Below are 22,531 nucleotides of genomic sequence, written 5' to 3'. Positions count from 1 at the left end.
AACGATCTCGAAGCGGCAGGCAGGACGCCTGGCCCCCGCGGTGAGACGGGCCCCCAAGGAGTGCCTGGTCCCCGAGGGATTGCGGGCCCGGCGGGAAGGAACGGCAAGAATGGGCAGGACGCTCTGCCCGCTACCGTGCCCGTTGTCGAGCCGAGCGATTCCGGGGCCACGCCGATGACGGTCCTCCAAGCCCGCGCGTACTGCACAGAACTGGCAGGCGAAGCATGGCCTGAATCCAACGATGCCGACCCGACGATAGACGCGCTCACGGACGGGTATTCCTCGTCCCAGCGGCAGAAGGCATTCACGGACTGCATGTCCGACGAGGGCTACCCACAGCCGTAGTCGTTGGAGACGACTCGGATTGATCTAGCAGTCATTTCGGCTGCGTAACACCTCACAGGACGCGGCGTACGTCCCAGTCGTATTTGGCCCAGTAGCCGGTTGTGGGGGTGGTTTCCACGGTCTTGCCGGGTCTTGGTGCGTGGATCATGGTGTTGTTGCCGGTGTAGAGGCCGACGTGTCCCCAGTTCCCGTTGTTGTTGATGACGATGAGGTCGCCGGGCTGGATGTCGGCGCGGGCGATGCGGGTTCCGGAGTTCCGCATCTGCTGGGAGGTGCGGGGGAGCGTGATGCCCGCGCCCTGGTGGAAGGCGTAGAGCATGAGGCCCGAGCAGTCGTAGCCGCCCTTGGTGGGGCCGGTGGTGCTGCCGCCGCCCCAGACATAGGGGGTTCCTCGTTCGGCGAGGGCGGCGTTGATGACGGCGCCGGCCCGGCCGGTCGCGGTCATCGGCGCGCCCGCTTTGGTGGCGGGGATTTGGTCGTACTCGGTGATGTGACCGGTGACGTCGTCCACGTACGTGTCGGAGTGGTTGTAGCGGTAGACGGCCTTGCGGAGCTGGTCGGGCCGGGACAGATCGGTAGTCCCGATGCCGCACAGGTATACGGCGGTGCCGAGCGCGGCGTCGAACGCGTTGTGCGGGTTCTTGATGCCGTCGTTGTTGCCGTCCTGTCCGCTGGGTCCGTTCCAGGTGGAGGGCAGGAACTGCATCGGGCCGACTGCCCGGTCGTAGGCGGTGTCGCCGTCGAGCTGGCCGCGGTCGGTGTCGGTGAAGGAACTGGTGTTCCCGCCGATTCCGGAGCCGTTGAGCCGCACGCCGAGGATCCGTGGGGTGATGTCGCCGTTGACGGCGATGGTGCGGCCCGCTGCGTGGTTGGACTCGACCTTGCCGATGCCGGCGATGACGGACCAGCGCATGCCGGTGCACTTCGGCCGCACCGTGCGGGTACTGGCGGCGGCGCGGGTGTAGGCGGACAACATGACGGGGTTGATTCCGGGGACGGTGCTCGGGGCGCCGCCAGGGCTTGCGGCGACGGCTGGGTGGTCATCTTCGTGGCCGGTGGCCCCGTTGGCGACGGCGGAGATGAACAGGATCAGGAGGCCGAGCACGGTCACTGCTGGTACGAGGCAGCCGGCGGAGCCGAGCAGCATCTTGTACGTGTTGTTCATGGCCGGCCCGGGCGGCGAGGTGCACGCCGGGGCCGGGGCCGGGGCGTGGGCGGAAGCGTGGGGGTGGGCGGGGCAGTGGTGGTGTTGGCCTGGCGGATGCGGTGCAGGCGCTGCTGCAGCAGTGCCTGCGCGGTGCTGGCGGGCGGCTGTGCGACGCGGGGCGGGGCGGGGCGGCGCCGGCGGGCCGGTGCGATCACGGGGGCGGGTGGTGTGGTGGGCCGAGGAACCGGTGTGCGGCGGGGTGTGGTCGGCCGGTTGGGGGGCCGCGGTGGGGTGTACCGGCCGAGGCCCGGCTGGCCGCGGACGATCCGGCCGAGGGAACGCATGTTGTGCCAGCCCTCCCCGCCGAGCTGCAGAGCGGGCTGGACATAGCCGCGGTTCAGAGCCTGGGTGCTTTGCTGGACGGTCTGTACGGCGCTGGTGACCCGGCCGGCTGCCTGGCCGGGTAGAGCGGTCGCGGCGGCGCCGACCCTGCGGGCGGCACGCGGCCCGTACACGGGCAGTCCGATGGTGGCTTTGAGTCCGAGAACCCCGGCCTTCACGGTGCCCTTGGCGCCTGCCTGGACGGTACGGCCGGTGAGCTTCGTCAGCCCGGCGACGGCGCGGCCGCCGCCGCGGGCGAGCCGGCCGCCGAGGCGCGCTGTGAGCCGGGTGGATCCGATCCGGCCGGCGCCGCCGAGGACGGCACTGGTTCCGCCGGTGGCGGCCGCGGCACCCAGCATCAGCCCGCCGAGCAGCAGTCCCTTGCCGAGGCCTGTGCGGCGCGGCGGGGTGACGGAGGCGGGGGAGACCTCGCCACCGAGCGGGCTGTTGCCCAGGCGGTGGCGGGTGCGGGCGACGATCCCGCAGGTGGAGCGGGCGAGTTTCTTGCGGTAGATGAACGCGGCGACGCATACACCGTCCAGCACGATGAACCGCACCGTGAGCCCGCCGGGCAGGTCGCTCTCCGGCGTGTTCAGCACCGTGTTGACGACGACGATGAACACGGCGAGCGAGACGACGCAGGCGAGCATCAGCGCCAGGGCGCGGGCGATGGCAGCGGCCCTGTCCCACAGCCAGGCCCGGCCCGGGCCGGGCAGGATCCCGGCAGCAAGCGCCACTTTCGCGATCATCGCCTCGATGGCGATCTGTACCTGGGCGAAGAGGAATCCGCAGTCCAGCACGATGATGAACGCGCAGGTGAGGAACGCGGCCAACAGCATGAACAGGGCGCCGCCGACCTTGTCCATCGACGCCTTTTTCAGCGCACCGGCCTGCGGGACGCATTCCTTCTCGAATGCCTTGACCGGGCCGGCCCCTTGGACCTGCTCCAGGATCTGTGAGGTCGCGACGTCAACGGTGGTGTCGACCATCCAGTTCTTGACGCTGTCGGGCATCGCGATCCCGAACCCGGGCAGGTCCTTGAGGAAGGACTTGCCCTTGTCCATCTTCTCGTTCACGAGCTGGTCGAAGACGGCCTGCTGGATCCGTGAATCGCGGAACTTCTTCCCACAGGCCCCCTCGAAGGTCTGCCCGTAGGACAGGAGCATCGCCGGCCGGGCCACGAACGCGTCGACCAGCGCGTCGGTGATGGGCCGGGCAAGCGCGCTCGGAGCGGAGCGGACCTGTGCCCCCACACTCCCGCCGGTCGCCCTCTTCTCCCATCCGCTGTCAGTGGTCGGCCGGCTCGTGTCGATGGCTTCCTTGTCCAGAACCAGCGCAGCCGTTTCCACAGCAAGGGCCCGTACGGTGCCCACGACTCCGGTGTCCTTGCTCAGCAGGAGCTGCGGGGGCGAGGCCAAAGCGCCGAGCGCGAGCGCGGAAATGACCAGGGCCGCCGCCATCTCGCCCCAGCCACGGACCCGGTTCCCGAACAGCAGATGCCACGATGCGACGACCATCGTGAACGTCAGGAACAAGGTCGGCAGCCCCAGCTGCACGACGGCCCCTCCATACAGTGAGGAGGACACCTGCAGTGCCGGCTTCAGCATGAGCCCGGCAAGGGAGAACGACAGACTCCAGGAGATGAGGAAGCACGCGAAACTGACGAGCCACTTGTTGCCGAGGAACGTCATTTCGACGAGGAACCCCTCCACGCTCAGGTCCCAGTCGTTCCAGTCCCCGGTGTCGGCGTAGATGCGGTAGGAACTGACCGGATTCCCGTCCCGGTCGGTCACCTCGAACGCGGACAACACCCCGCCCTGCGCAGCCCGCTCCTTCTTGTACTTCGCGACCCTCTTGTCGAACGCGGACCGGGCGGCCTTCTCCTTCCTCTTGGCCTCCTTCTTCGCGTCCTTGACCAGAGGGGAGTCCTCCGGATCGGCCGAGGCGCCCGGATTCGGTACGAGGGGGCTCGGATTGAGCGGGTTTCCGGGGTGAGGCAGCGTCGGGCCCACCGAAGGTGTCGGACCGGGCGGGGGTGTCGGGGCGGCGGTGGCCGACACGGTGGCCAGTACCAGCGACGTCAGGCACGACAGAGCCAGCAGCACCAGCCCGGCAACCATGCTGCGCCCGGGGCGCAGCCACCGCCGCACCCCCTGCCACACACGCACCCACCGGCCGCGGCACGGTGCTATCGGTCTTCCCACCCGTACGGCGGCCCGGCTGCTCATGCCGCGGTGCTTGTCATGGGCTGGGAATGGATGTGAGCAACGGCCTGCTCGTCGGCGGGCAGCGACACCTGCATCGCGCCGATCCGGCCGGTCAGATCGCGGTGCAGGCACTCACCGGCCCGCGCAGCCCGTTCCTCTTCGTCCAGGTCCGGGCTGTTTGGCGAGAGCCCGCTCGTGACCAGCGCCAGAAGGTCCTCGTCGTCCGGGTTACACCCCAGGAACGCCAGCGCCCGGCGGGCGAGGTTGGTATCGGTGTGCCGGAAAACGAACTTGCGGGGGATCAGGCCGCGCAGAATCTGCCCGTCCTCCGTATCGGCCGAGCCGATGTCCTCGTCGTCATGCGCACCGAACAGGGCGCCGGCGCCGTGCTTACGGCCATCCCGCACCAGCTCCAGCGCCAGGGCGAGGCCTTCGGGGCTCGACGTCAGCCACCAGCACTCGTCCCACACCACCAGCGCGAACTCGTCCAGGTCCGCGTACACGATCTTCCGGCACAGGGCAGCGATCAGATACATCACCGCACGCCCGAAGACCTTCTCGAACTCCAGCCTGTCCAGCCGGCCACCGCTCAGTTCGCTCTTGGTAGGCAGCGTGAGCGAGGACACCGAGAACACCAGCGCATCAGCAGACGAGCCGCGGACCACGGGCAGGGACTCGTCGAACACGGACCGGGCCAGGTCCTTGCGCCGCACCGCGGACAAGCGGCGGGCCGCCATCGCCGAATGCGGGTCCCCGGACGCACCACGGTTGGTGAGCTCCTCGACCAGGACCCGCATCGAGGGACGAGGCTCGGCCAGCACCGACTCGACCGCCTCGGACAGGGCGATGCCCTCATCACTCATCGGCGCCAGCCCCAGCAACAGCGTCAGAAACGACTCGGTGAACCGCTGCGCCTCCCGCCCTTTGAATGTGCGCAGCGGGTCGAGGGAGACGGTGGCGTGGTCGTCGATGGTGATGCACTCGGTCTCACCCGGGCACGCCTGGGCGTAGCGCAGCCACTCCTGACGCGGCGTGCGGTCCACGATCACCACGCGGCCGCGCCTGGACCCGCCACGCGTACGGCGCCCGGCGGCGAGCACGGAGTACACGGCCGCCTTCATTGCGGTCGTCTTGCCGGCGCCGAGCTCCCCGATGAATGCCGCGGTCGCCGAGGTGTTCTCCCTCGGGCCGCGCTCCCAGTCCGTCAGTACCGGCCTCACGCCGCCGCCGGCCAGCTGCAGCCCGAACAACGGCCCCGTACTGTCGCCGAGCCCCTGGCCCGAGAACGGGCCGGTCATCGCGAAGTCCTTCGCGACCAGATACTGCGCATACTGGGCCATCACCTGCGGGGTCCGCGTGCCCGGGAGCATCCCGTACCAGAGGTTCTCCTGCTCGCCGCGCGGCGCGACGAAGGAGTACTCGTTGCCGCCGAAGTACCCAGTGATCTCACCGGCCCGCCGCTCGGCCTCCTCAGGCGTACCGCCCCATACACACAAGGTGGTCATGGCCCGGACCTCGACCTCGGTCCGCGACGCGGTCAGCCGCTCGCGGAACTCCTCCAGCCCGCCCACCGCCTTGTCCACGGTGGCCGGGACACCGGTCCCGGTGTTCTCGTTATGCAGCTCGTTGTACTGATTGGCCAGCTCGTTGGCCTGCCGCCGCGTCTTGGCCTCCGCCTCGGCACCGGAGGAAACGTGCAGACGCACCACCCAGTCCACCGGGAAAGAGAACGCGTCCAGCGACGTCAGGTACTCCGACCCGGGGAACGCGAACGCTTCAGGCATCTCGGACAACGCCAGCATCACCTGATACGACGGCCCCCACTCCGTCGTCGCCTCCAGCCACCGCCGCGCGAACGGATTCCCCCGCACCCCCTTCCCACGGCCCGCACGCCCCCGGCCGGGACCAACCTCCCCACCCGCGCCCGCATCCAGTTCCTCCAGCAGATTCCCGCCCTCGGCGAGCACCACCTGCCCGAGCGCCGCCGCACCCCGCCCCCGCCCCCGCATCCGAGGACCCGCACCCTCCGGCAGCACTGGCTCCAGCACACCGCGACGCGCACTGTGCCCGTAGATCCACAGCACCTCGGCCGTCGTCGCCTCACGCAGGGCAATACCCGCCGGCCACACCGACGCCATCCGCTGCGCCTGCGCCAGGCGCTCGTCCTCCTCCCGCGCGGACACCGGACGCGGCAGCAACCCCAGCTGCAACGCCACATCCGCCCGCGCCGCCGCGAAGACCTCACGCACCGACTCACCCCGCCCCATCGGCAGCGGAACCGCCAGCCAGTCGGTGCGCCCCGTCAACTCCAGCTGATCCAGCTGCTCCCGCAGTACAGCCGTCGCCTGCCGGTAGCGGGGAGAGGCCACCATGTCGATCCCCGCCGTCATCTTCGCGACCACCCCCGCCGGATCAACAGCAGGGCACAGGCTCAGCAGCATCGAATCGCCCTTGAGCGCCTTGACCAGCGCCTCCAACTGCCCCAGCCGCTGCTCCTTCGCCCGCCGTGAAGCGTGCGCAGCATCCGCCCCCGCCACCCGGTACACCGCCCACACCTGACCGTGCACGGTCCACATCACATTCCCGGCCACATGCCGGATCGGCATCCGCATCGCAGATCACACCCCTCGCTGTGCTTGTTGCGCTTCGCTCATACCGGGTTGGCTGTCACTGCGACGAGCGGCGACCAGCGCCGCGGCGACCGACACCGGCCGCCTCCCCGCCCCGGCCACAGGGCCGCTGCTCGGCTGCCTGAAGCCCGCCGAACCGACCGGCCTAGAAGGCTTCGCCACCCGGGCCGGGCCCTCCGCGCGGCGGGGGGCCCCCGGCCGTGACGACCCTGGTGCCCACGACAGGGAGCAGACGCCGATCAGCTGATGGCGGCCCCGAAGGGCCCGCAGAGGGCGCCCTCCCAGCCGGCCCGCGGCCGGTCTCGTCAGCAACCCGATCCCGCTTGCGGCGGCCGAGAGCGGGCTACGACCGTCGACCTGCACATGGCGCACCAGCAGAGACAGCCCGTAGGGCAGCCCCAACGCGATGACGAAGTTGAGCAGCCCGAATCGCGCCCACACACCACGGGTCAGCACCAGCCCGGCCAGCGACACGGCCAGGACCACCACCTGCGCCACCGTGTACGGACCGCCCCAGATCCGCCCCCGGCCACCCGGCCACTTCCCGATCATCAGCGGATGACGCCGCGCCCGCGTATACGAGCGACCGATCAGCAACTCCGCTGCCGGTGGCACCGCACCAGTGCCGCTCACCGCAGCCCACCGACCATCTGCCACAGCGAAACTGCGCCGACGAGCACCGCACCCGAGCACAACAGGGACCGGATCCTGGCCCAGGCGTACGACACTGCGAACCGAGCGAACAGCAATGCGGCGCAGCCCGCGACGATTTCAGTCACCGCAGGTCACCCGGTGCGGGATCGACGACCTGGACCACGACCCGGTCCGCACCGGCGGTCTTGGCGGACCCGGTCGGAGCGATGTCCACTCCGACGCTGTCGCGGAACACCGTCGCGTTCATCACCGCGAACCACAGAGCAACAGCACCAATGAAGGCCATCCCGGCAGCGATCACGGAATCCGTCTTGAAATAGGTACGCACCACCGCCAACACGCACAGGAAGCCCATCACCGTCCCGGCCAGGATCCCTGTTCCCTTCGCGGTGAGGGCATCGAGGTCATCGAGCACGGCCAACGTCACATACGTCATTGCGAGGTCTCCTTCTTCTCGGCCGGAGCCTGTGACTTACTCAGCACCGGGTTTCCGTCCACGGACGCGATTTCCCAGCGCCCGTCCCGCGCAGCGATCGTGATGGCGTACGTAAGCGGCCGCTTCTGCCCGCTGGCATCGGACGCGTTGACATCGACGAGGAGCTCCCTGCGCGCACCGCCCACCGCAGGAGCGGCCTGCTGATCGGCGCTGCCCGGGTCGTTCGTGCCGACCTCGGCGAGCTGCGCCACCTCAACCTGGGCGTACGGCGCGGGCGACACCGCAGCCACCGCCGTGCCGGGGGACAGGTAGCGATCGAGCTGGCCGCTGCTCGCGAGATACGCGGCGAAGAACCCGGTGAGCGTCTGCGAGGCCGGATCGGAACCCCGAACCGGAACAACCTGCCCGTACGCCAGCGACGGAGCCCCACCGGACAGCGGCGCGCCCACCTCGGCCGGGAGCGCGGCCGCCGCCAGGGCGCCACCCTCCCCGGTCCGGACCGGGACCTGGAAGTACCGCAGCACAGGCCCCACCTGAGCTTCGCCCGGCTCCACCTTCTTCTTCCCGTCCGCGGCCCCGACAGGGACCACCCGGGCTCCCACGGTCACCGACCAGTACCCTGGGGAGACGAGCCGCACCCGCACCGCCGCGAGCTCCTGCGCCCGCTGCACCCCCGGATCAGCAGTCAGGCTCACCTCACGCGCATTCGGCAGGAACGGCGCCAGAGAATCCTCGGTCCCCTGCCCAGCCGCGAGGTACGCGCTCACGAACAGCTCGGCGAACCCGCCCGGCCCCGCCGGCTGCCCCGCCGCAGGCTGCTCCTGACGCACCGGAGCCGCGGACACCGTCACGGAGGGCCGGGACACGATCGCCCAAACGGCCAGAACCGGCCCAGCCACCATCAGCACCCAGGCAGTGCGACGGAGCACCGTCACCGTGTTCGCCGCAGCACCCAGAGAACCCAGGGCCCACCCACCCGCCTCGGCCGGCAGCACATCCTCCGCGTCGTACTCCTTGCGGCGCCTCACAGCTGCTCCTGCCGAACCCGCGCTGCCGCCCTGTCCCGTACCTCTTGCGGCAGCGCGACCCAGCGGGCAAACGCCGATTGCGCCGTCTCCGCCTCCTCATCGAGATAGGCCCGCATGGAAGCCGCTGTCTGCTCAGCGAACGGGGCCAACTCCAGCTGCACCGCCAGATCTCGCAGCCGACGGTGCGCTCGCATCAGCAGCGCGATATCCGCACCGTCCTCCGCTACGAGCATCGGATCCGTCATGTCCCGCCCACCCCTTCCAAGCCCGGGTGCAGCAGCAGTTCCGCCACACACCTGACTCAAGGAGCGGCCGGATGCCAGATGTGACAGCCAAAGCGGAGATTTTTCAGGAACCTTCATCACGCCGCCTGCACCCACTCATCCGCGACCGCCCGCAGCTGCCGCACGGTCCGGCTGCGCCGCTGCCGCCACGCAACCGCAGACACACCGCCCTGCTCCGCGCTCGCCTGGGCACCGGCCCGGGACTCCTTTACGATCGCCCGGGCCCGCTCCCCATCCAGCCGTCCGACGGCCACGGCCCACACCAGCAGCTCGACCAGCGCATCGTCCGCGGTCTCGTCGTCCTGCACCAGCCCGGCCGCCACGGCATGCTGTCCAAGGACCGTCTGCCAGGCCGCGGCCGCCGGATCGTCCGCCGCCACCAAATCACCGGCCACGACCGCCGAATCAGGGGCCGACTGCCACGGCACCGCGTTCAATTCGGCCGCCTCCGCCTTCAGCTCACGGCTCGCCAGATGCAGCGTCTCCAACAGGAGATTTGCCGCCACCCCGCCCGTCCGCCGCAGCGGATACCGCCGCACCACCTGATACAAGCAAGCAGCGACAACCTGCCCGACCTCGTCGAAATCCCGGCCGGCCCGCAACCGCTGCGTCAACCGCACCGCACCCGGCACCATCGCCTGCACCACCACCCGCGCCGCAAGCAACGCCCCAGCACCCTCACCAGCAGCCCGCTCCAGGAGCACCCGCAGCCACCGGTCACTGTGCACACGCCCCTGCGCCCGGTCCCGGCGCTCCAACTCGCCCAGCACATCCCCGAGACCGCCGGCCGCGCACTCGCCGAGCAGTACTCCGCTCTCCTGCAGCCAGCCCAGCACCCTCTCGCCAGGCTCGGACTCGGCGCAGACCAGCGCCCACTCGGCATTCAGCGACTCAAAGACCCGTGTTCCATTCACGACAACTCCCGTTCAGGTGATGTCGTGAATGCTGCTCAGCGCCCCTGACCCGATCGCTGACCCAAACCCCCGAATGCGCCGGTCAGAAGGTTGCCCAAATGCCGACCCACTCAAGACCCGCAGCAAAAGACGCTGACCCGACGCTGAGGGACGTGGACGGCCTGAGATGTCCCGCATACGGGTCACCGTGAGGGTGCTGTGCCGACCGCCGACCTGATCGCACGGGCCGGCTTCGCCGTCGACCGCCCCCTGCGGGCCGCCGACTCCACGAAGTGCACCTGTGCCGCCTCGGTGAGGACGGACACTGACGGCCCGCACGAAGCGGCGCGCGGCCGCCACTGGGTCCGGTGGGGGCCGCTGCCACACCGCGGGGTGGACCCATTGGGTGAGTCGGACCGAGACCCGACGCCGATGGGGAGGAGCTCCTCGGTGAAGCCGGGTTCGAGACCTGCCAGACGGAGACCCTGCCCGATCCGGGTGACGACACCTCACCCCCCATGACCACGCTGGTCACTGCGTGAGGACGCCCACTGAACGGCCCGCGTGAGAACAGGGGCTGTTGGGTCTCAACTACCCGGGCAGGCGACCGCCGGTGTCTACGAGGACCCCGGCGGGGACGCCGTGGCGCATCCACTCCCGTGCCAGAGCGGAGATGCGCCCGCTGCTGTCGTGTAGCAGAGGGCCGGCGGTCTCCTTCATCATTCGGACCGCGTACTCGGCATCGACAGGGAGCCCGAGGTAGGCCAGCCCCGGGCGACGCCACGTCAGATCAATGGCCGAACCCGTGCCGGCCACGGCCGCACACCAGGCGTGTGGCTCCGGAATAGGTCTGGTCAGAGCGCATCCCTCTACGTATGCCAGGGTGCCCCGTGGCGCCGCCCAGGCCCAGGAGACGGACTCGATGAAGCACCCTCCGGGCTCGCCCGGCGGGCCACCGCCGCCCGGCCACGCGGCCGGTGTGAAGAGCCGACCGCGCGCCAGCAGCAGGGAGGGCAGGGAGGCATGGGCCCAGCCCGCCCGCTCGTCAACGGGTGCGAAGTCCATCCGGAGGAAGTCGAGGAGCCAGGATTCCGCCTCAGTGACCGCCGTCGTCATGCCGAGCTCACCCCCGATGTGGCCCGGCGGCCGGCCAGCACGTGGGGATGCTCGGCTCTCCGCGACCACGTCGTCCATGTAGCGCGCGAGTTCTGTGGAACCGGGAGCGTACCCGCATCGAGCGCCCGGTTTGGGCCCGCTCCCCGGGGCGCCCGCTCGCCGATCAGGTTCCGGATCGTGCGGTCCCTCGATGCTGCCTGCCGGCAGTCGCAGACACGCGCCCAGGCCTGATACGCGGTGACGTTCCACCATGGTTGCTCAGCAGGTGGCTTAACGGGTTGCCCAGCCGGTTGCCCAACAGGTTGCGCAGCAGGTTGCTCAACGGGTTGCCAAGGACGAAAACGCTGATCCCTTTCGCTGCAGGTCAGCGGGTGTGGGTCAGCGGAAGCCGCCGCCGACACCTCTTCCCCTCTTGGGGAAGAGCATCTCTTCCTTTCTCCTTCTCCCCGGGCCGGGGCGCTGGCCGGCTCCGAGGCCTCGGCCTCCGGCCCGGCCTCGGCCTCCTCGGCACGGCTCAGAGCTCGCCGTACCGCCCCCACTTCCCTTGCCCCGTCCTCGGCAAGCCTTGGGGGAAGCGCTACCGGGTGGGGGTCCTCGACACCCAGTGCTGCGTTGCCGTCGCCCTCCCACCCCTCGACGCTGCTGGGAGCGGACACCCCCGCAGGCGCCGGCGCGCTCGCCCCTGCAGGGGCATCGGCCGTCGCGATCGCCCCTGCCTCCGCGCTCTGACCGATCGTGGTCAGCACCCGCGACAGTTCGGCCGCGCCGTCCAGCCGCGTACCAGCCACGAACGCACCCGACTGGTGCGCGTCGTACATCCCTGCCGTCCACACTGCGACGATCTCGCCGGCCACCGATCCGGCCGTCCGTGCGAGCACACCGGCCGCCCGCACGACGACGACCCCGGAACCATGCCGCTCCATCGCAATCGTCCACCCGTTCGCCGAGGCAGTCTCAACCAGACAGACAGCCGCGCGCGGCAGCCACACCCCGGGAGCCGCCTCTACCTCAGCGCACACCCCATCGGCGTCCAGAATGGCGAGCGCTGCGCCGTCCAGCGGCTTACCCTCCGCCGGAATGCGGGGAGCCTTCCACGGCTGCACCAGCGGACGCGACGCGCGGGCAACGGCTTGCTTGAACTCCGTTCCGGGGCCGCGCCCGTGCTTGGCCTTGCTGGGGACGTCCGTCGACTTCAACGGCCGTCCGGCATCCTTCGCAGCAACCGCACTGGACAGAAGCTCAGCGAACCGGGTGTCAGACTCCGTCACCATGTCCGCCTCGGTGGGCAGTGCAAGCGCGACGACCGTACGGCCGTCCGTCGACACCCACCGGGACCGGACGTCACCTTCTCCGGAGAATAGCCGCGCCGTCCGCGCGCGCATCGCTTTCATGTCCGATGCGCTGCGCTCGGCGTGCCGTGTCCAGCGCTCCGCCTCCCAGCGTGCCCGGGCGGCATCCTTTGCCGCGGACACTGCGACGGATGCCGCGTTGTCCGACCAATCCCGCGCGTCTGCGACGTCGATACCCAACACGTTGCATCCGGCGTGCACGTCCACGAACAGCGCGCGCATGTCGGCCGCCCACGCATTCCGCTCCCGCGCGATCACGTCCAGCCGCGCCGCCTCCGACTCCGCCCGCGCGATGCACTCGGCCACTGGCACGACGCGCGCCGTTTCAGCGGTAGCGGCGAGCGCTCCCAGGTTCTGGGGCGCACCGGTCGCGAGAGCCTTGGCAACGGGCATCGGGTGTGCGCGCACGGTCATTTGAGGGCCCTTCCGGTCAATCTCGCCAGGTTGGTTCCGTGCGAGTGATCTGAGAACCACAGTAGTGAAGTTACAGTGTAACTTCAAGTTGAATTGCAAGTAGTAATGAAAGTGGCCATGAAAGTTGAAGTCGAGGGAGTGCGGCGCCCCGTCTCTCTCGGCGTCGATACAGAGCGGTTTGGAGATGCCGTAGGGGAAAGTCATGACCACGCCCGTTCCGCAGCCGCCCACTGCACCCGCGCCTGGTGTGCCGGCTCCGCCCGCTACCGCTCCGTGGGTCGTGGCCGTGCTGGCCGTCCTCGGCACGGTGGTGCTCATGGGGGTGTGCGGTGCCATTGCTGTCATCGCCTGGCTGCGCCCTGGTTCCGCGACCCCGATCACGGTGATGCTGGGCGCGATGGGCGCCCTGGGCACACTGGCGGCCCCGGTCGTCGCGCTGGCCCTGATGAGCCGTCGGCGGTGAGCACTGCCGGTCGACGGCCCGTACTTTCCGCGTCAGCCATTCGTTGACCCGGGCATGCGAAAGATCATCTCTATGGCTGCCGGTATCGCCCTGCTCGTGTCGGTGCCGGCTCTCGCGGACGCAGCCCCCGCGAGAGCCGGCACTGTCCAAACACACCGGTGCACTGCGAGCAGGACCTACTGCATTGCCATCACGTACACGCAGACCTCTCCGCGCCGCGTACCGCTCGTCATCGCGCACAAAGTCTCGGGCAGGAAGGGACACACCTATTGGGCGCGGTGGTCCTACCAGAAGCCGCGGAAGGCCGTGAGGGTCAGCGGGTGGAAGAAGTCGACTTGGACCGGAGACAACGGGAGTGCTCCGGGCGTGGCGGTGGAGACGCTGTGGGGCCGGAGCAACCGTCCGGGCGGGCCGAAGTTCCCGGCGGGGACGCTGCTGTGCACGCAGTTCAAGGGGTCGAAGCAGAAGGCATGCATCCGGCTCTGAGAACCTGGGGATCGTCGTCGAGGGGGGCGGTGGAGCGGCCGGCGGGCGTCCTCGCGCAGATGACCAGGGTGGTCATGGGTGGTGAGGTGTCGTCGCCGGGGTCGTGCAGGGTCTCCGTCTGGCAGGTCTTGAATCCGGCTTCGCCGAGGAGCTTTTCCCATACGGGCATGTCCAGGACCCATCGCTGCATGGTGCCGGTGCGGGTGGGGATGTCTGCGGGGCGGCAGTCGGTCTCTGGCGGGGTTCCGTTGCGGTAGTGGGCCAGGGTGGAGAACACGAGCCTTCCGCCGGGCCGGAGCGCCGAGGCGGCGGCGGGCAGCGTCGTGCGGGGGTCGGTGAAGTCGACGGCCCCGAAAACCGAGTAGAGAACGTCTGTGCTGTGGGGGTGGTGGTGCAGGTAGTCCGCTGCGTCGGCCTCGATGAACTCGATACCCGGGACGTGTCCGTACAGGGTGCGGGCCTTGGTGTGCTGGGTGGGTGAGCTGTCGATGGCCAGCACCCGGGCCGCGGCCGTGTGCCCGGCGACGTGGGCGGCCTGGCGGCCGGCGCCTGCTCCGAGCTCGGTGACGGTGCGTCCGGCGACGTCGCCGAGGATCTCGGCGCCGGGTCCGGTGCGCTGGTACCAGTCCCAGTACATCCGGGCATCGACGCTGCGGGGGGCGTCGGCGGGTGAGGGGGCGCCGTAGTGCTGCCAGAGGTCGGCGGGGGCTGCTGGGGTGGGTGAGGACGGATTCACCGGCCCATCCTGGCGCGCGGGTCATGATCGGCGTCGGGTCTCGGACCGATTCACCCCAACGGGGCCACCCCCGGCGCATAGTTCGCTTGTACACGCCAAGTCGAGCGGCGGGCGTGGCAACGGCCCCCACCGGGCCGGTGGGGGCCGCGCCGCTGCTACGAGGCGTCAGTGTCCGTCCTCACCGGGGCGGCACGGGGTGCATTTCGTGGAGTCGGCGGCCCACAGGGGGCGGTCGACGTGGAAGCCGGCGCGGGCGATGAGGTCGGCGGTCCGCGTCACGGATCCGTCGCCCTTCATCTCGACGAGCGGCACGTGGTGCAGGTAGGCGCCGCCGTTGTAGCGCTCGCAGAACTCCGCGTACGCCATGGTGTCCAGGATCATGGCGTGTACGCCGATGTCGATGATGTGGCCGGGCCCGAGGCCGAGTCCCTGGCCGCGGTGCTCGATGGCGGTGATCAGGTAGGCGATGGCCTGGCCGAGCACCCTCTCTGCCATGACGGAGTCGTACGGGTAGTCGCGCATCAGCAGACCGGTCAGCTTGGTCCACTGCTCGGCGGGGACGAAGGTGCGCGGGTCCCTCGGCGTCGAGTCGGGGCCGGTAGTGCGGGCGGGGCGTTCCAGAACGATGGTCATCGTGCTCCCCTTTCGGCTGGCCCCCTGGTGCGGGGGCTCCGGTATCAGGACAGCATCGGAGCCAGTCGGAACGTCTCCAACTTCCGTTGCGTGCACGCGGTTTGCAGGTCCTGCACGCGGTGTATACGGGGTCCTCCTGCCGCTCTACCGTGGAGGATGGCCCCGGACCGTGGTCAGGAGGCGGGCATGCACTCGGACTCCGTATGGCACTCCGCGCAGGTGCGGGGCCTGCTGGCCCGTCATGACGCCGGCGGCCTGATCCGGCTGGGCAGGGAATCGCGCGGCTGGCGGCAGACCGACTTAGGGACCGTGGTCGGGTGCTCGGCGTCCACCGTCTCCCGGCTGGAATCACGCGGCAGCCGTGCCGAGCTCCGGCTGATCAGACAGGCAGCTGCGGCGGTTGGTATGCCGTCAAATGTCCTATCGGCAGCTCTGGGCCTATCAGCCCCTCCCGCCACTAGAGTTGCGTCGGTCGGTCCGCGACCCGAGGAGGACCCATTGCGCCGCCGCACACTGCTCGCCACCGCCGGGGCGGCAGTACCCGCAACACTGCTCCTGGCCGTGGATGAGGCCCTGGCCGGTCCGCTCGTTCCGTCCGGCACGAAGGCGCCGATCGATGGCCGCCTTGTCACCGCGCGGGCCCTGTTCGACGCGGGGCGGCATGCGGCCCTCCTCGGCCTGCTGCCGGAGCTGCTGGGCGATGCTCACGACGCGGCCCGTTCGCGGCAGGACCTCGACCACGCCCGGTTGTCGTCCTGCTATGCGCTGGCCTCGCAGGTCCTGACCAAGATCGGGCGGCACGACCGGGCCAGACTCACAGCCGACCGGGCCACGACATACGCAGAGCTGTCCGGATCACCGCTCGCGGCCGCGGCCGCAGCCCGGGAACTGTCCATCGTGCTGCGGCACCAGGACCAGCCCGCCGCCGCTCAGCGCCTGATCCTCCAGGCCGCCGCCGGGGTCGAATCCACCGGCCTCGGCACCGCCCCGCAGCGAGCGGCGTACGCACAGATGCTGTGCACCACGTCCTACACCGCCGCCCGCTCAGGCGACCGGACCCAGGCCCTGGCCATGATCGAAGAGGCCCGCCGAGCTGCCCGTAGCCTCCCCGAACAGCCCCCGCGCGGTCGCCTCTTCCCGCTGACGCCGGCCGCCGTCGACCTGTACGCGGTCGGGGTTCACTGGGCGCTCGGAGACGCCGGCTCCGCGCTGCACGCGGGCAAGAACCTGCGTGCCGACCAGTTCGCGACCGCCGAACGCCGGGGCCGGATGCATACCGACCTGGCCCGAGCCTGGTGGCAGTGGGGCAAGCCGACGGAAGCCGCGCGGGAGCTGCTCGCTGCCCTGCGGGCTTGCCCCGGCGAGGTACGCGACCGGCCGGCAATCCGGCAGATCGTCACCGAGCTCTCGTCACGGCACCCACGCACCGCAGGCGTGCGCGAGCTCTCGGGAAGCTTCGCGCCGCTGCCGTAGACAACACGGTGGAAGCCGAGCGGCCAGGTGCCCCCCACCCCGGAGGGCCGGGCGCCGCGTCTGCGGTCGAAAGGCGCAAGAGGCCGGGAAGCACGGCCAGGACGTGAAAGAGGCCGGCGCCCTCAGTCCGCTCACGCGGGTAGCACGGGCACCGGCCAACCCAAGCGCACAACCCGTAAGGATCACGCCCTCGTACGGGCAGCGTACCCGTACGCTGAGGCAGGACAGAGACGCCGGTACCGTTTTATAGACGGTGGGCTGAGGAGCATCCGTGATCAGAGCAGGCCGCCGCCACCTCGTACGCACCCTGGCGGACCTTGCCGCGCAGCAGGGGCTGCGCACGGAGCGGTATCTCAAGCTCAAGCCGTATGAGGCTGCCGGGTTCCCGGTGCCGGTCAGCTCGGACAAGGCCCGTACCCGCCTGTTCGACGGCGAGCAGGTCGACGCATACCTCATGGGCAAGCCTGTACCGGAACTCCCGGCCAAGGACGACGCCGGAGACCTTCTGGACCGTCGGGAGTGCGCGGCCGAGCTCGGTGTCGCCCCTCGTTCATGGGACAGCTACAAGAGGGCCCCGTTCCTGGCTGCGCACGTGACCGACGTGTGCGGGGTGGACCACTGGCCCCGGGCCATCGTGCGGCAGTACCAGGCGGACCGACCGGGCAAGGCCGCCGCCGAAAGAGCCGGCCGACCGAAGCGATCGGGGGACCAGGTCCCCCGCGACCAGCTCCCCGCGTTCACGGCCCAGCTCCTGGACGACGACCCCGCCATCAGCGCGGCCGCCGTCGTCCAGGAGCTGGGTGTGCACCGCGACACCGCGCAGGACGCCCTGACCCACCTACGCGCCGACCGCATGGCCGACCTCATGCACACCGACCCGTCCCTGACACCCGAACAAGCCGCGGTGGCCCTCGGTTACCCCGCCGGACAGGTACGTCGCGCCACCGTCCGCGCCCAAGCCGTTCTGCGCGCCCGCCGCGCGGCGCCGTACCTGGCCGAAGTCGGCCAGGCACTCCACCGTCAGGGCTGGACCACCACGGATGTCGCGCCCACCGTCCACCACCCCGCCGACGACGTCGTCACCGCCGTGCTCACCCTGGACGGACCCTGCCCGCCGGCCCTCGCACTCGTGTGGGACGAGCGGCACGGATGGCGCACCGCCACCTCCCGCCGCCACCCCCTCACCAAGGGCGCAGCCGCCCCGCCCGCAGGCAACGGCATCCGCTACCTCGCCACAGGCACCACACCCCCGCCGGACGCCCTGACCGCCGCTCTCACCGCCTAAGAAGTGATCTCATTAGGTTGCCGCTGTGAAAGGGCGATGGCCTCTCACATGCCGCGGTCTGGGCCGTCCCAAGGTTCGGGGCGTTCGTCAGCAGACATTGGAAGATGTCGCAACTGCACGGGGCCTGGGTAGAAGGCTGCGCTGTTGGGCCCGCTCATGTCTTCGCCGATGAGGTAGCGGTAGAGCCATTCCGCGAAGCACATGCGGTGCTCTGCCCAGGTTTCGTCATAGTTGATCAGGAGCCTTGGAGCGTCGGGGGCATCGAGCAGGAAGATGGTCTCTCCTCGGTCGGTGCTCGCGATCGGCCATAGCCCATTGCGGGTGCCAAAACTCAGCTCGTCGAGTCCGAAGAGCCGGCGGGGGTCCTCCTCTGCCTCAAGATCGAGGTCGTCCCACGGCACCTCGGACCACGACGTGATCTTGCTACGAATGGTGCGGCCCAGGTTCCACCGCTCGGTCGCAGGGTGGGCAAGGTAAAGGTGCGCGTTGATCTGAATGGGGGCGAACGCGTCCACGAGGGTCCTGTAGTCGGGAGGCAGTTGTATGCCGAGCTCTGTGTGGAGTCGGTCCCAGGCGCCCGGGTCCGCATAGCGGTTCTGCGCCGGGCCGAGCATCGCCATCGCGGCAGCCAGGTAGTCAGTCATGAGTTCCTCGACGTGTGTACGCGGCGCGGTCTGTCGCGTTTGGCCGCGTCATATAGAGCCGTACTTTACGGATCAAGTCGAGTTGATGACCTTCGCGAGTCTGCGGTAGCAGATCAGAGCGGCGGCGATTCCGGCGAAGGCGAGGAAGTGCCCTGCTTTGCGTTCGTACCGACGGTGCAGGCGGCGGCATCCGGCAAGCCAGGCGACCGTTCGCTCCACGGTCCAGCGATGACGTCCCAGGCGCTGGGAGGACTCGACGCCCTTGCGCGCGATGCGCGGGGTGATGTTCAGCGAGCGCAGCCACCGGCGCAGGTGGTCGTAGTCGTACCCCTTGTCGCCATGGAGCTTGGCGGGCTTTCGTCTCCTCGGTCCGCGGCGTGAGCGAATGGGCGGTATGCCGCGCACAAGAGGTTCGAGCCCTTGGCTGTCGTGGGTGTTCGCGGCGGAGATGCCGATGGAGAGGGGCAGACCTGTCCGCTCCGTGATCAAGTGGATCTTTGATCCCTTCTTGCCGCGATCTACGGGATTCGGACCTGTCAGGTCCCCCCTTTTAGGGCCCGCATGTTCACCGAGTCGATCGCGCATCGGGACCAGTCCAACTCTCCGCATGCGCCGAGTTCGTCCAGGACAAGGCGGTGGAGCTTCCCCCATACCCGGGCTCGACTCCACTCGGTGAACCGCCGGTGTGCGGTTGGCCCGGATGGGCCGAAGCCAGGCGGCAGTTGCCGACCACGTACACCCCGTGGTGGCCACGAAGAGAATTGCCGCCAGCACCTCGCGATCACCGTAGCGCCGTCGGCCACCGCCCTGCGGACGCACCGGCGCAGCCGGGACCACCCGCTGGAACAACTCCCACAATCCGTCCGGCACGAGACGCCTCACCATCGCTATCACGGCCGTCAGCTTAAAGATCAAGCCAGTTGAGACGATCTCTAAAGCCTGTCCCGTATCTGGCCTTCGTGACGTCAGACGAACCTGTCGACAAGTTCTGAGGGAGGCGCAAGGATCTGGTCATGCCTCAGATCAGCGCAGGCCGTGCTGAGGTCCCGGCCTCCGAGCTTGTTGCCTTCCTCCGAGCCAGGGTTCAGGACGACTGGGATCATGCGCGTGACGCCATGGCGGGGGACGGAGAGTGGAGGGCCGAACGGACCGTTGTCGTGCTGGAATCCGGCGCCGAGATCCCTGATGTCTACCTCGGCACTGCCGACCACATCGCCCGGTTCGATCCCGCACGGGTCTTCCGGGAGGTCAAAGCCAAGCGGGCCCTCCTGGACCTCTACGAAACCACGCAGATGACCGACCCGGCAGCCGGATACCTCGATGGTCTTGGGCAAGCCTTGACCTTGCTTGCGTTGGCATACGTCGATGATGCCGATTACCGCGAGGAGTGGAAGCCCTAACCACAAGCAGGTGTCAATGCTCCGTGAATCTTGACCCCCACGTGCTTCCGGAGAGTTGACCCCCGGTTGCTGGTCATTGAGGTTTTTGAAGATCAAATTTGCTGCGGGAACTCTGCGTCGATCCGCTGTAGTGCCTCCTGCTGCCGCTGGTGGAACTGGAGGAGGTAGGGGCGAATGTGGTTCAGGTGCTCGGCTGGTGAGATCTCGCGATGGTCAGGGTGCTGCCGCAGGTAGTCCAGGCTCAGCGACTTCTGCAGCGATGCGCAGAACAGGTAGGCCGATGACAGCGACTCCGACTCGAACAGCAGGTGCAGGTCCTCGTCGGCGATAGTGGATCTCCCGCAGACTCCCTCGACCATGCCTGCCAGTACTTTGACGGCTGCCGCAGGGTCGCCGGCGGGGTCCCAGAGAGCCTCCGCGAGTGCCGCGCGCATCCTCCGCGCCATCAGGGCTGTGGGTTCGCTTCGTTCGTCCGTCACGCCCTCATCATCGCGTGGACGAGCGGGATCCGATCAGTCCTGACCCTTTTCCCGCCCTGCGGATCAGACGGCGCGAGAGGTCCACCACCGCGACCGCCATGGTGGCCGTCGTTCGGATCCGCTGAGGTCCGGGGACGGGGCGCAGCGAGGGACGGGGCGCAGCGAGGGGAGAAGGGGGTTCGGGCCTGACGGCCCGTTCACTCTGGAGTCACCGGGGCGGGGCGTTGACGTCCCGCCGCTGGCGGGGGTGATCCGCTGCGCTCCTCACCCCCGCCGGGCGTGCCGGGGCCGCTCCGCGCCCCCGGCCGAGCGCTCCGCGCTCTCACGCCGAGGGTGGTGGGACCGCCGGTCCGCTCCGCTCCCCGGCCGCGCGCTCCGCGCTCTCGCCCCCACCCCCCTCCCCGCCGGGGCCGCTCCGCGTCCCACGGCGGGCCGTCCGGCCAGGCGGGGCAGCGCTCCGCCCTGCCCCGAGCGCTCCGCGCTGCCGAACGGAGTCCCAGCCGCTGCGCGGCAGGGACAGCGGCGGCACGACAACGCCCCGCCCCGGTGTCTCCATATGGGTTGACCTGCGGAAATGACCGCAGAATCAACCCAGAGTGGCAGGGGAGTGCGATACATTTTTCTTGTTGGTCGGCAGTAGCAGCCGGTCAGCAACCCAAGCCCAAACCACCTGAAGGAAACCCAAAGTGACCACCCCTCAGCGCCCGTATGCCCTGATCCTCCGAACCAACGGAAGCTTCCAGATCATCGACTGGCCCACGGACGGCCACCTGAACATCTACTACACCGAGATCGGCTGCACCCACGTAGACGCCGTCGACGTCTCGCCCACGATCACCATGTGGCTCGACGACGAAGGCATGATCAACGGCTCCCCGGTCAACCGCACGGCCACGATCCTCTACGCCATGCACCGAGAGCCCCACCAGCACTACCACGGCAACGCCGTCATCACTGGCGGCACCGACCGCCACGGCGACACTCTCGGCCTCACTAGGGACCAGGTGACGTCACTCGTCGAACTCCACCTCATGATCGGCACCGTCGCCGTGCCCGCCCAGTCCACGAAGTAGCCCACCTCACCACCCGAGAGCGGCGGGGGGAGTAGCACCCCCCCCCCCCCCCGCCGCACCCAAGCCACAATTGCGAAAGGTGATAAACGCAGTGGTGATTCGACTCAAGGCACCGAGTAACGAGACGCTGGACCGCGCGATGCAGATTTTCGAGGTTCTTCTCGAAAAGGCTGGAAGCGGCATTCACCATCTCACTCTCACTGTCGAAGGAGACGGCGGCACGGCTTTCGCAGACTTCAGCTTTGCGCAGGGCGAGTTCGGATTCCTGGCCAGTGAAGAGAGCGGCCTGAGCTTCTGTGAACTCTTCGCGGTCGCTGTCTCTGGGGAGTACCCAGGCGGGCTCGTCATGCGAACCCAGGATCAAGAGGGCGAAAGCGTCCGTGGATGGAAAATCGATAGGTCCGAACCGCAGCCGGTAACCGGGGCGGAAATCTTCGACGCATATTGCCACCACCCCGCTACCGGGGAAATTTCTCCACCTGAGCCGGGCCTAGATTATAAGGATGCTCCGGCAATCTGCCCCTCTACCGAAGGGCATTGAGCCTGCGCAGTACCTGGGACGGTTCGCTCTCTGGACCGTCCCAGGGGTGTCTGGCGGCAACGCCTTATTCTCACAGTTCCTACCCTGTCGCATCATGTGATGCATCGGAGGGTTATGGGCGTGGTGGTGTCGAGGGTGAGTGGGGCCGAGTCGTGGAAGATTCGGCAGGGGGGATGGGTCCCCCTCGGCCGGCAGGATCCCGGAGACCGGCCCCGGGCCAGGCGACGACAGACGGGCCGACCGGCCACCCCACCCTTTTAGCTGCTGATTTGAAGATCGACCACACTCTGACGAGAGGGCATGACGAACCCTCACCGACTCCGGGCGGGAATGGATTCCGTAGGAATCCATTTTGCAATTCCGGAGGAATTGCATAAACCCGTAGGGTTTATCGTCTTTACGCCCCGTAGGGGCGTGCGTCGTTCCTCCGGGCT

Annotated in this window: 22 protein-coding genes; 6 read left to right on the top strand and 16 right to left on the bottom strand. The window is 69.1% G+C overall.

Annotation, left to right across the window (positions count from 1 at the left end; genetic code table 11):
• Positions 1-397 precede the first annotated feature (397 nt).
• The 11 genes from OG912_RS37945 to OG912_RS37895 all read right to left on the bottom strand — a co-directional run bounded on the left by OG912_RS37945 (position 398) and on the right by OG912_RS37895 (position 13,088).
• The gene (locus OG912_RS37945; RefSeq protein ID WP_327713684.1) at positions 398-1,510 is read right to left on the bottom strand and encodes a C40 family peptidase; all 1,113 of its coding nucleotides are present in this window, start codon (positions 1,508-1,510) and stop codon (positions 398-400) included.
• Complete coding sequence (locus tag OG912_RS37940; RefSeq protein ID WP_327713683.1) at positions 1,507-3,993, bottom strand: hypothetical protein; 2,487 nt, start codon at positions 3,991-3,993, stop codon at positions 1,507-1,509. The genes OG912_RS37945 and OG912_RS37940 overlap by 4 nt, the downstream gene beginning before the upstream one ends.
• Positions 3,994-4,097: 104 nt before the next feature.
• A complete protein-coding gene (locus tag OG912_RS37935; RefSeq protein ID WP_327713682.1) occupies positions 4,098-6,692 on the bottom strand; it encodes an ATP-binding protein in 2,595 nt (864 codons plus the stop codon).
• Between the two features lie 6 nt (positions 6,693-6,698).
• Positions 6,699-7,262: a hypothetical protein gene (locus tag OG912_RS37930; protein WP_327713681.1), complete on the bottom strand. Its 564-nt coding sequence runs from the start codon at positions 7,260-7,262 to the stop codon at positions 6,699-6,701.
• Positions 7,263-7,339: 77 nt separating this feature from the next.
• The gene (locus OG912_RS37925; protein WP_327713680.1) at positions 7,340-7,489 is read right to left on the bottom strand and encodes a hypothetical protein; all 150 of its coding nucleotides are present in this window, start codon (positions 7,487-7,489) and stop codon (positions 7,340-7,342) included.
• Positions 7,486-7,800 carry a hypothetical protein gene (locus OG912_RS37920; RefSeq protein WP_327713679.1) on the bottom strand — a complete coding sequence of 105 codons (315 nt, stop codon included), beginning with the start codon at positions 7,798-7,800 and terminating at the stop codon, positions 7,486-7,488. The genes OG912_RS37925 and OG912_RS37920 overlap by 4 nt, the downstream gene beginning before the upstream one ends.
• Positions 7,797-8,828, bottom strand: a complete 1,032-nt coding sequence (locus OG912_RS37915) for a conjugal transfer protein (RefSeq protein WP_327713678.1) — start codon at positions 8,826-8,828, stop codon at positions 7,797-7,799. Before OG912_RS37915 ends, OG912_RS37920 begins: the two co-directional genes overlap by 4 nt.
• A complete protein-coding gene (locus tag OG912_RS37910; protein ID WP_327713677.1) occupies positions 8,825-9,073 on the bottom strand; it encodes a hypothetical protein in 249 nt (82 codons plus the stop codon). The genes OG912_RS37915 and OG912_RS37910 overlap by 4 nt, the downstream gene beginning before the upstream one ends.
• Before the next feature lie 116 nt (positions 9,074-9,189).
• Positions 9,190-10,026, bottom strand: coding sequence for a hypothetical protein (locus OG912_RS37905; RefSeq protein ID WP_327713676.1), 837 nt, complete (start codon positions 10,024-10,026; stop codon positions 9,190-9,192).
• 570 nt (positions 10,027-10,596) lie between these two features.
• The gene (locus OG912_RS37900) at positions 10,597-11,121 is read right to left on the bottom strand and encodes a hypothetical protein (RefSeq protein WP_327713675.1); all 525 of its coding nucleotides are present in this window, start codon (positions 11,119-11,121) and stop codon (positions 10,597-10,599) included.
• The gene (locus tag OG912_RS37895; RefSeq protein ID WP_327713674.1) at positions 11,118-13,088 is read right to left on the bottom strand and encodes a PT domain-containing protein; all 1,971 of its coding nucleotides are present in this window, start codon (positions 13,086-13,088) and stop codon (positions 11,118-11,120) included. The genes OG912_RS37900 and OG912_RS37895 overlap by 4 nt, the downstream gene beginning before the upstream one ends.
• On the opposite strand from OG912_RS37895, the gene OG912_RS37890 reads away from it, so the two are divergent.
• Positions 13,087-13,347, top strand: coding sequence for a hypothetical protein (locus OG912_RS37890; RefSeq protein WP_327713673.1), 261 nt, complete (start codon positions 13,087-13,089; stop codon positions 13,345-13,347). The genes OG912_RS37895 and OG912_RS37890 overlap by 2 nt on opposite strands.
• A 448-nt stretch (positions 13,348-13,795) precedes the next feature.
• On the opposite strand, the gene OG912_RS37885 is transcribed toward OG912_RS37890, so the two are convergent.
• Positions 13,796-14,569, bottom strand: a complete 774-nt coding sequence (locus tag OG912_RS37885; RefSeq protein ID WP_327713672.1) for a class I SAM-dependent methyltransferase — start codon at positions 14,567-14,569, stop codon at positions 13,796-13,798.
• 165 nt (positions 14,570-14,734) lie between these two features.
• Entirely contained in the window at positions 14,735-15,202 is a 468-nt protein-coding gene (locus OG912_RS37880) for a glycine-rich domain-containing protein (RefSeq protein ID WP_327713671.1), read from the bottom strand.
• Positions 15,203-15,388: 186 nt separating this feature from the next.
• Here OG912_RS37880 and OG912_RS37875 point away from each other — a divergent pair, with 186 nt between their 5' ends.
• The gene (locus tag OG912_RS37875; RefSeq protein ID WP_327713670.1) at positions 15,389-16,675 is read left to right on the top strand and encodes a helix-turn-helix transcriptional regulator; all 1,287 of its coding nucleotides are present in this window, start codon (positions 15,389-15,391) and stop codon (positions 16,673-16,675) included.
• A gap of 271 nt (positions 16,676-16,946) precedes the next feature.
• Positions 16,947-17,960 carry a DUF6292 family protein gene (locus OG912_RS37870; RefSeq protein ID WP_327713669.1) on the top strand — a complete coding sequence of 338 codons (1,014 nt, stop codon included), beginning with the start codon at positions 16,947-16,949 and terminating at the stop codon, positions 17,958-17,960.
• 44 nt (positions 17,961-18,004) lie between these two features.
• Here OG912_RS37870 and OG912_RS37865 read toward each other — a convergent pair whose 3' ends face one another.
• Positions 18,005-18,604, bottom strand: a complete 600-nt coding sequence (locus OG912_RS37865) for an SMI1/KNR4 family protein (protein WP_326740430.1) — start codon at positions 18,602-18,604, stop codon at positions 18,005-18,007.
• A gap of 72 nt (positions 18,605-18,676) precedes the next feature.
• Positions 18,677-19,489, bottom strand: coding sequence for an IS5 family transposase (locus OG912_RS37860; RefSeq protein ID WP_327713776.1), 813 nt, complete (start codon positions 19,487-19,489; stop codon positions 18,677-18,679).
• Between the two features lie 128 nt (positions 19,490-19,617).
• Here OG912_RS37860 and OG912_RS37855 point away from each other — a divergent pair, with 128 nt between their 5' ends.
• Positions 19,618-20,004, top strand: a complete 387-nt coding sequence (locus OG912_RS37855) for a DUF6221 family protein (protein ID WP_327713668.1) — start codon at positions 19,618-19,620, stop codon at positions 20,002-20,004.
• A gap of 92 nt (positions 20,005-20,096) precedes the next feature.
• On the opposite strand, the gene OG912_RS37850 is transcribed toward OG912_RS37855, so the two are convergent.
• A complete protein-coding gene (locus tag OG912_RS37850; protein ID WP_327713667.1) occupies positions 20,097-20,483 on the bottom strand; it encodes a hypothetical protein in 387 nt (128 codons plus the stop codon).
• A 686-nt stretch (positions 20,484-21,169) separates the two neighbouring features.
• Here OG912_RS37850 and OG912_RS37845 point away from each other — a divergent pair.
• Entirely contained in the window at positions 21,170-21,556 is a 387-nt protein-coding gene (locus tag OG912_RS37845; RefSeq protein ID WP_327713666.1) for a DUF3846 domain-containing protein, read from the top strand.
• Between the two features lie 91 nt (positions 21,557-21,647).
• Positions 21,648-22,097, top strand: a complete 450-nt coding sequence (locus tag OG912_RS37840) for a hypothetical protein (RefSeq protein WP_327713665.1) — start codon at positions 21,648-21,650, stop codon at positions 22,095-22,097.
• The last annotated feature ends 434 nt before the right edge of the window (positions 22,098-22,531 follow it).

Origin of the sequence: Streptomyces sp. NBC_00464 (genome assembly GCF_036013915.1) — a bacterium.
Taxonomy (GTDB): domain Bacteria; phylum Actinomycetota; class Actinomycetes; order Streptomycetales; family Streptomycetaceae; genus Streptomyces.
Note: the sequence above shows the minus strand (reverse complement) of the source record. Positions and strands in the feature narration are given on the sequence as shown.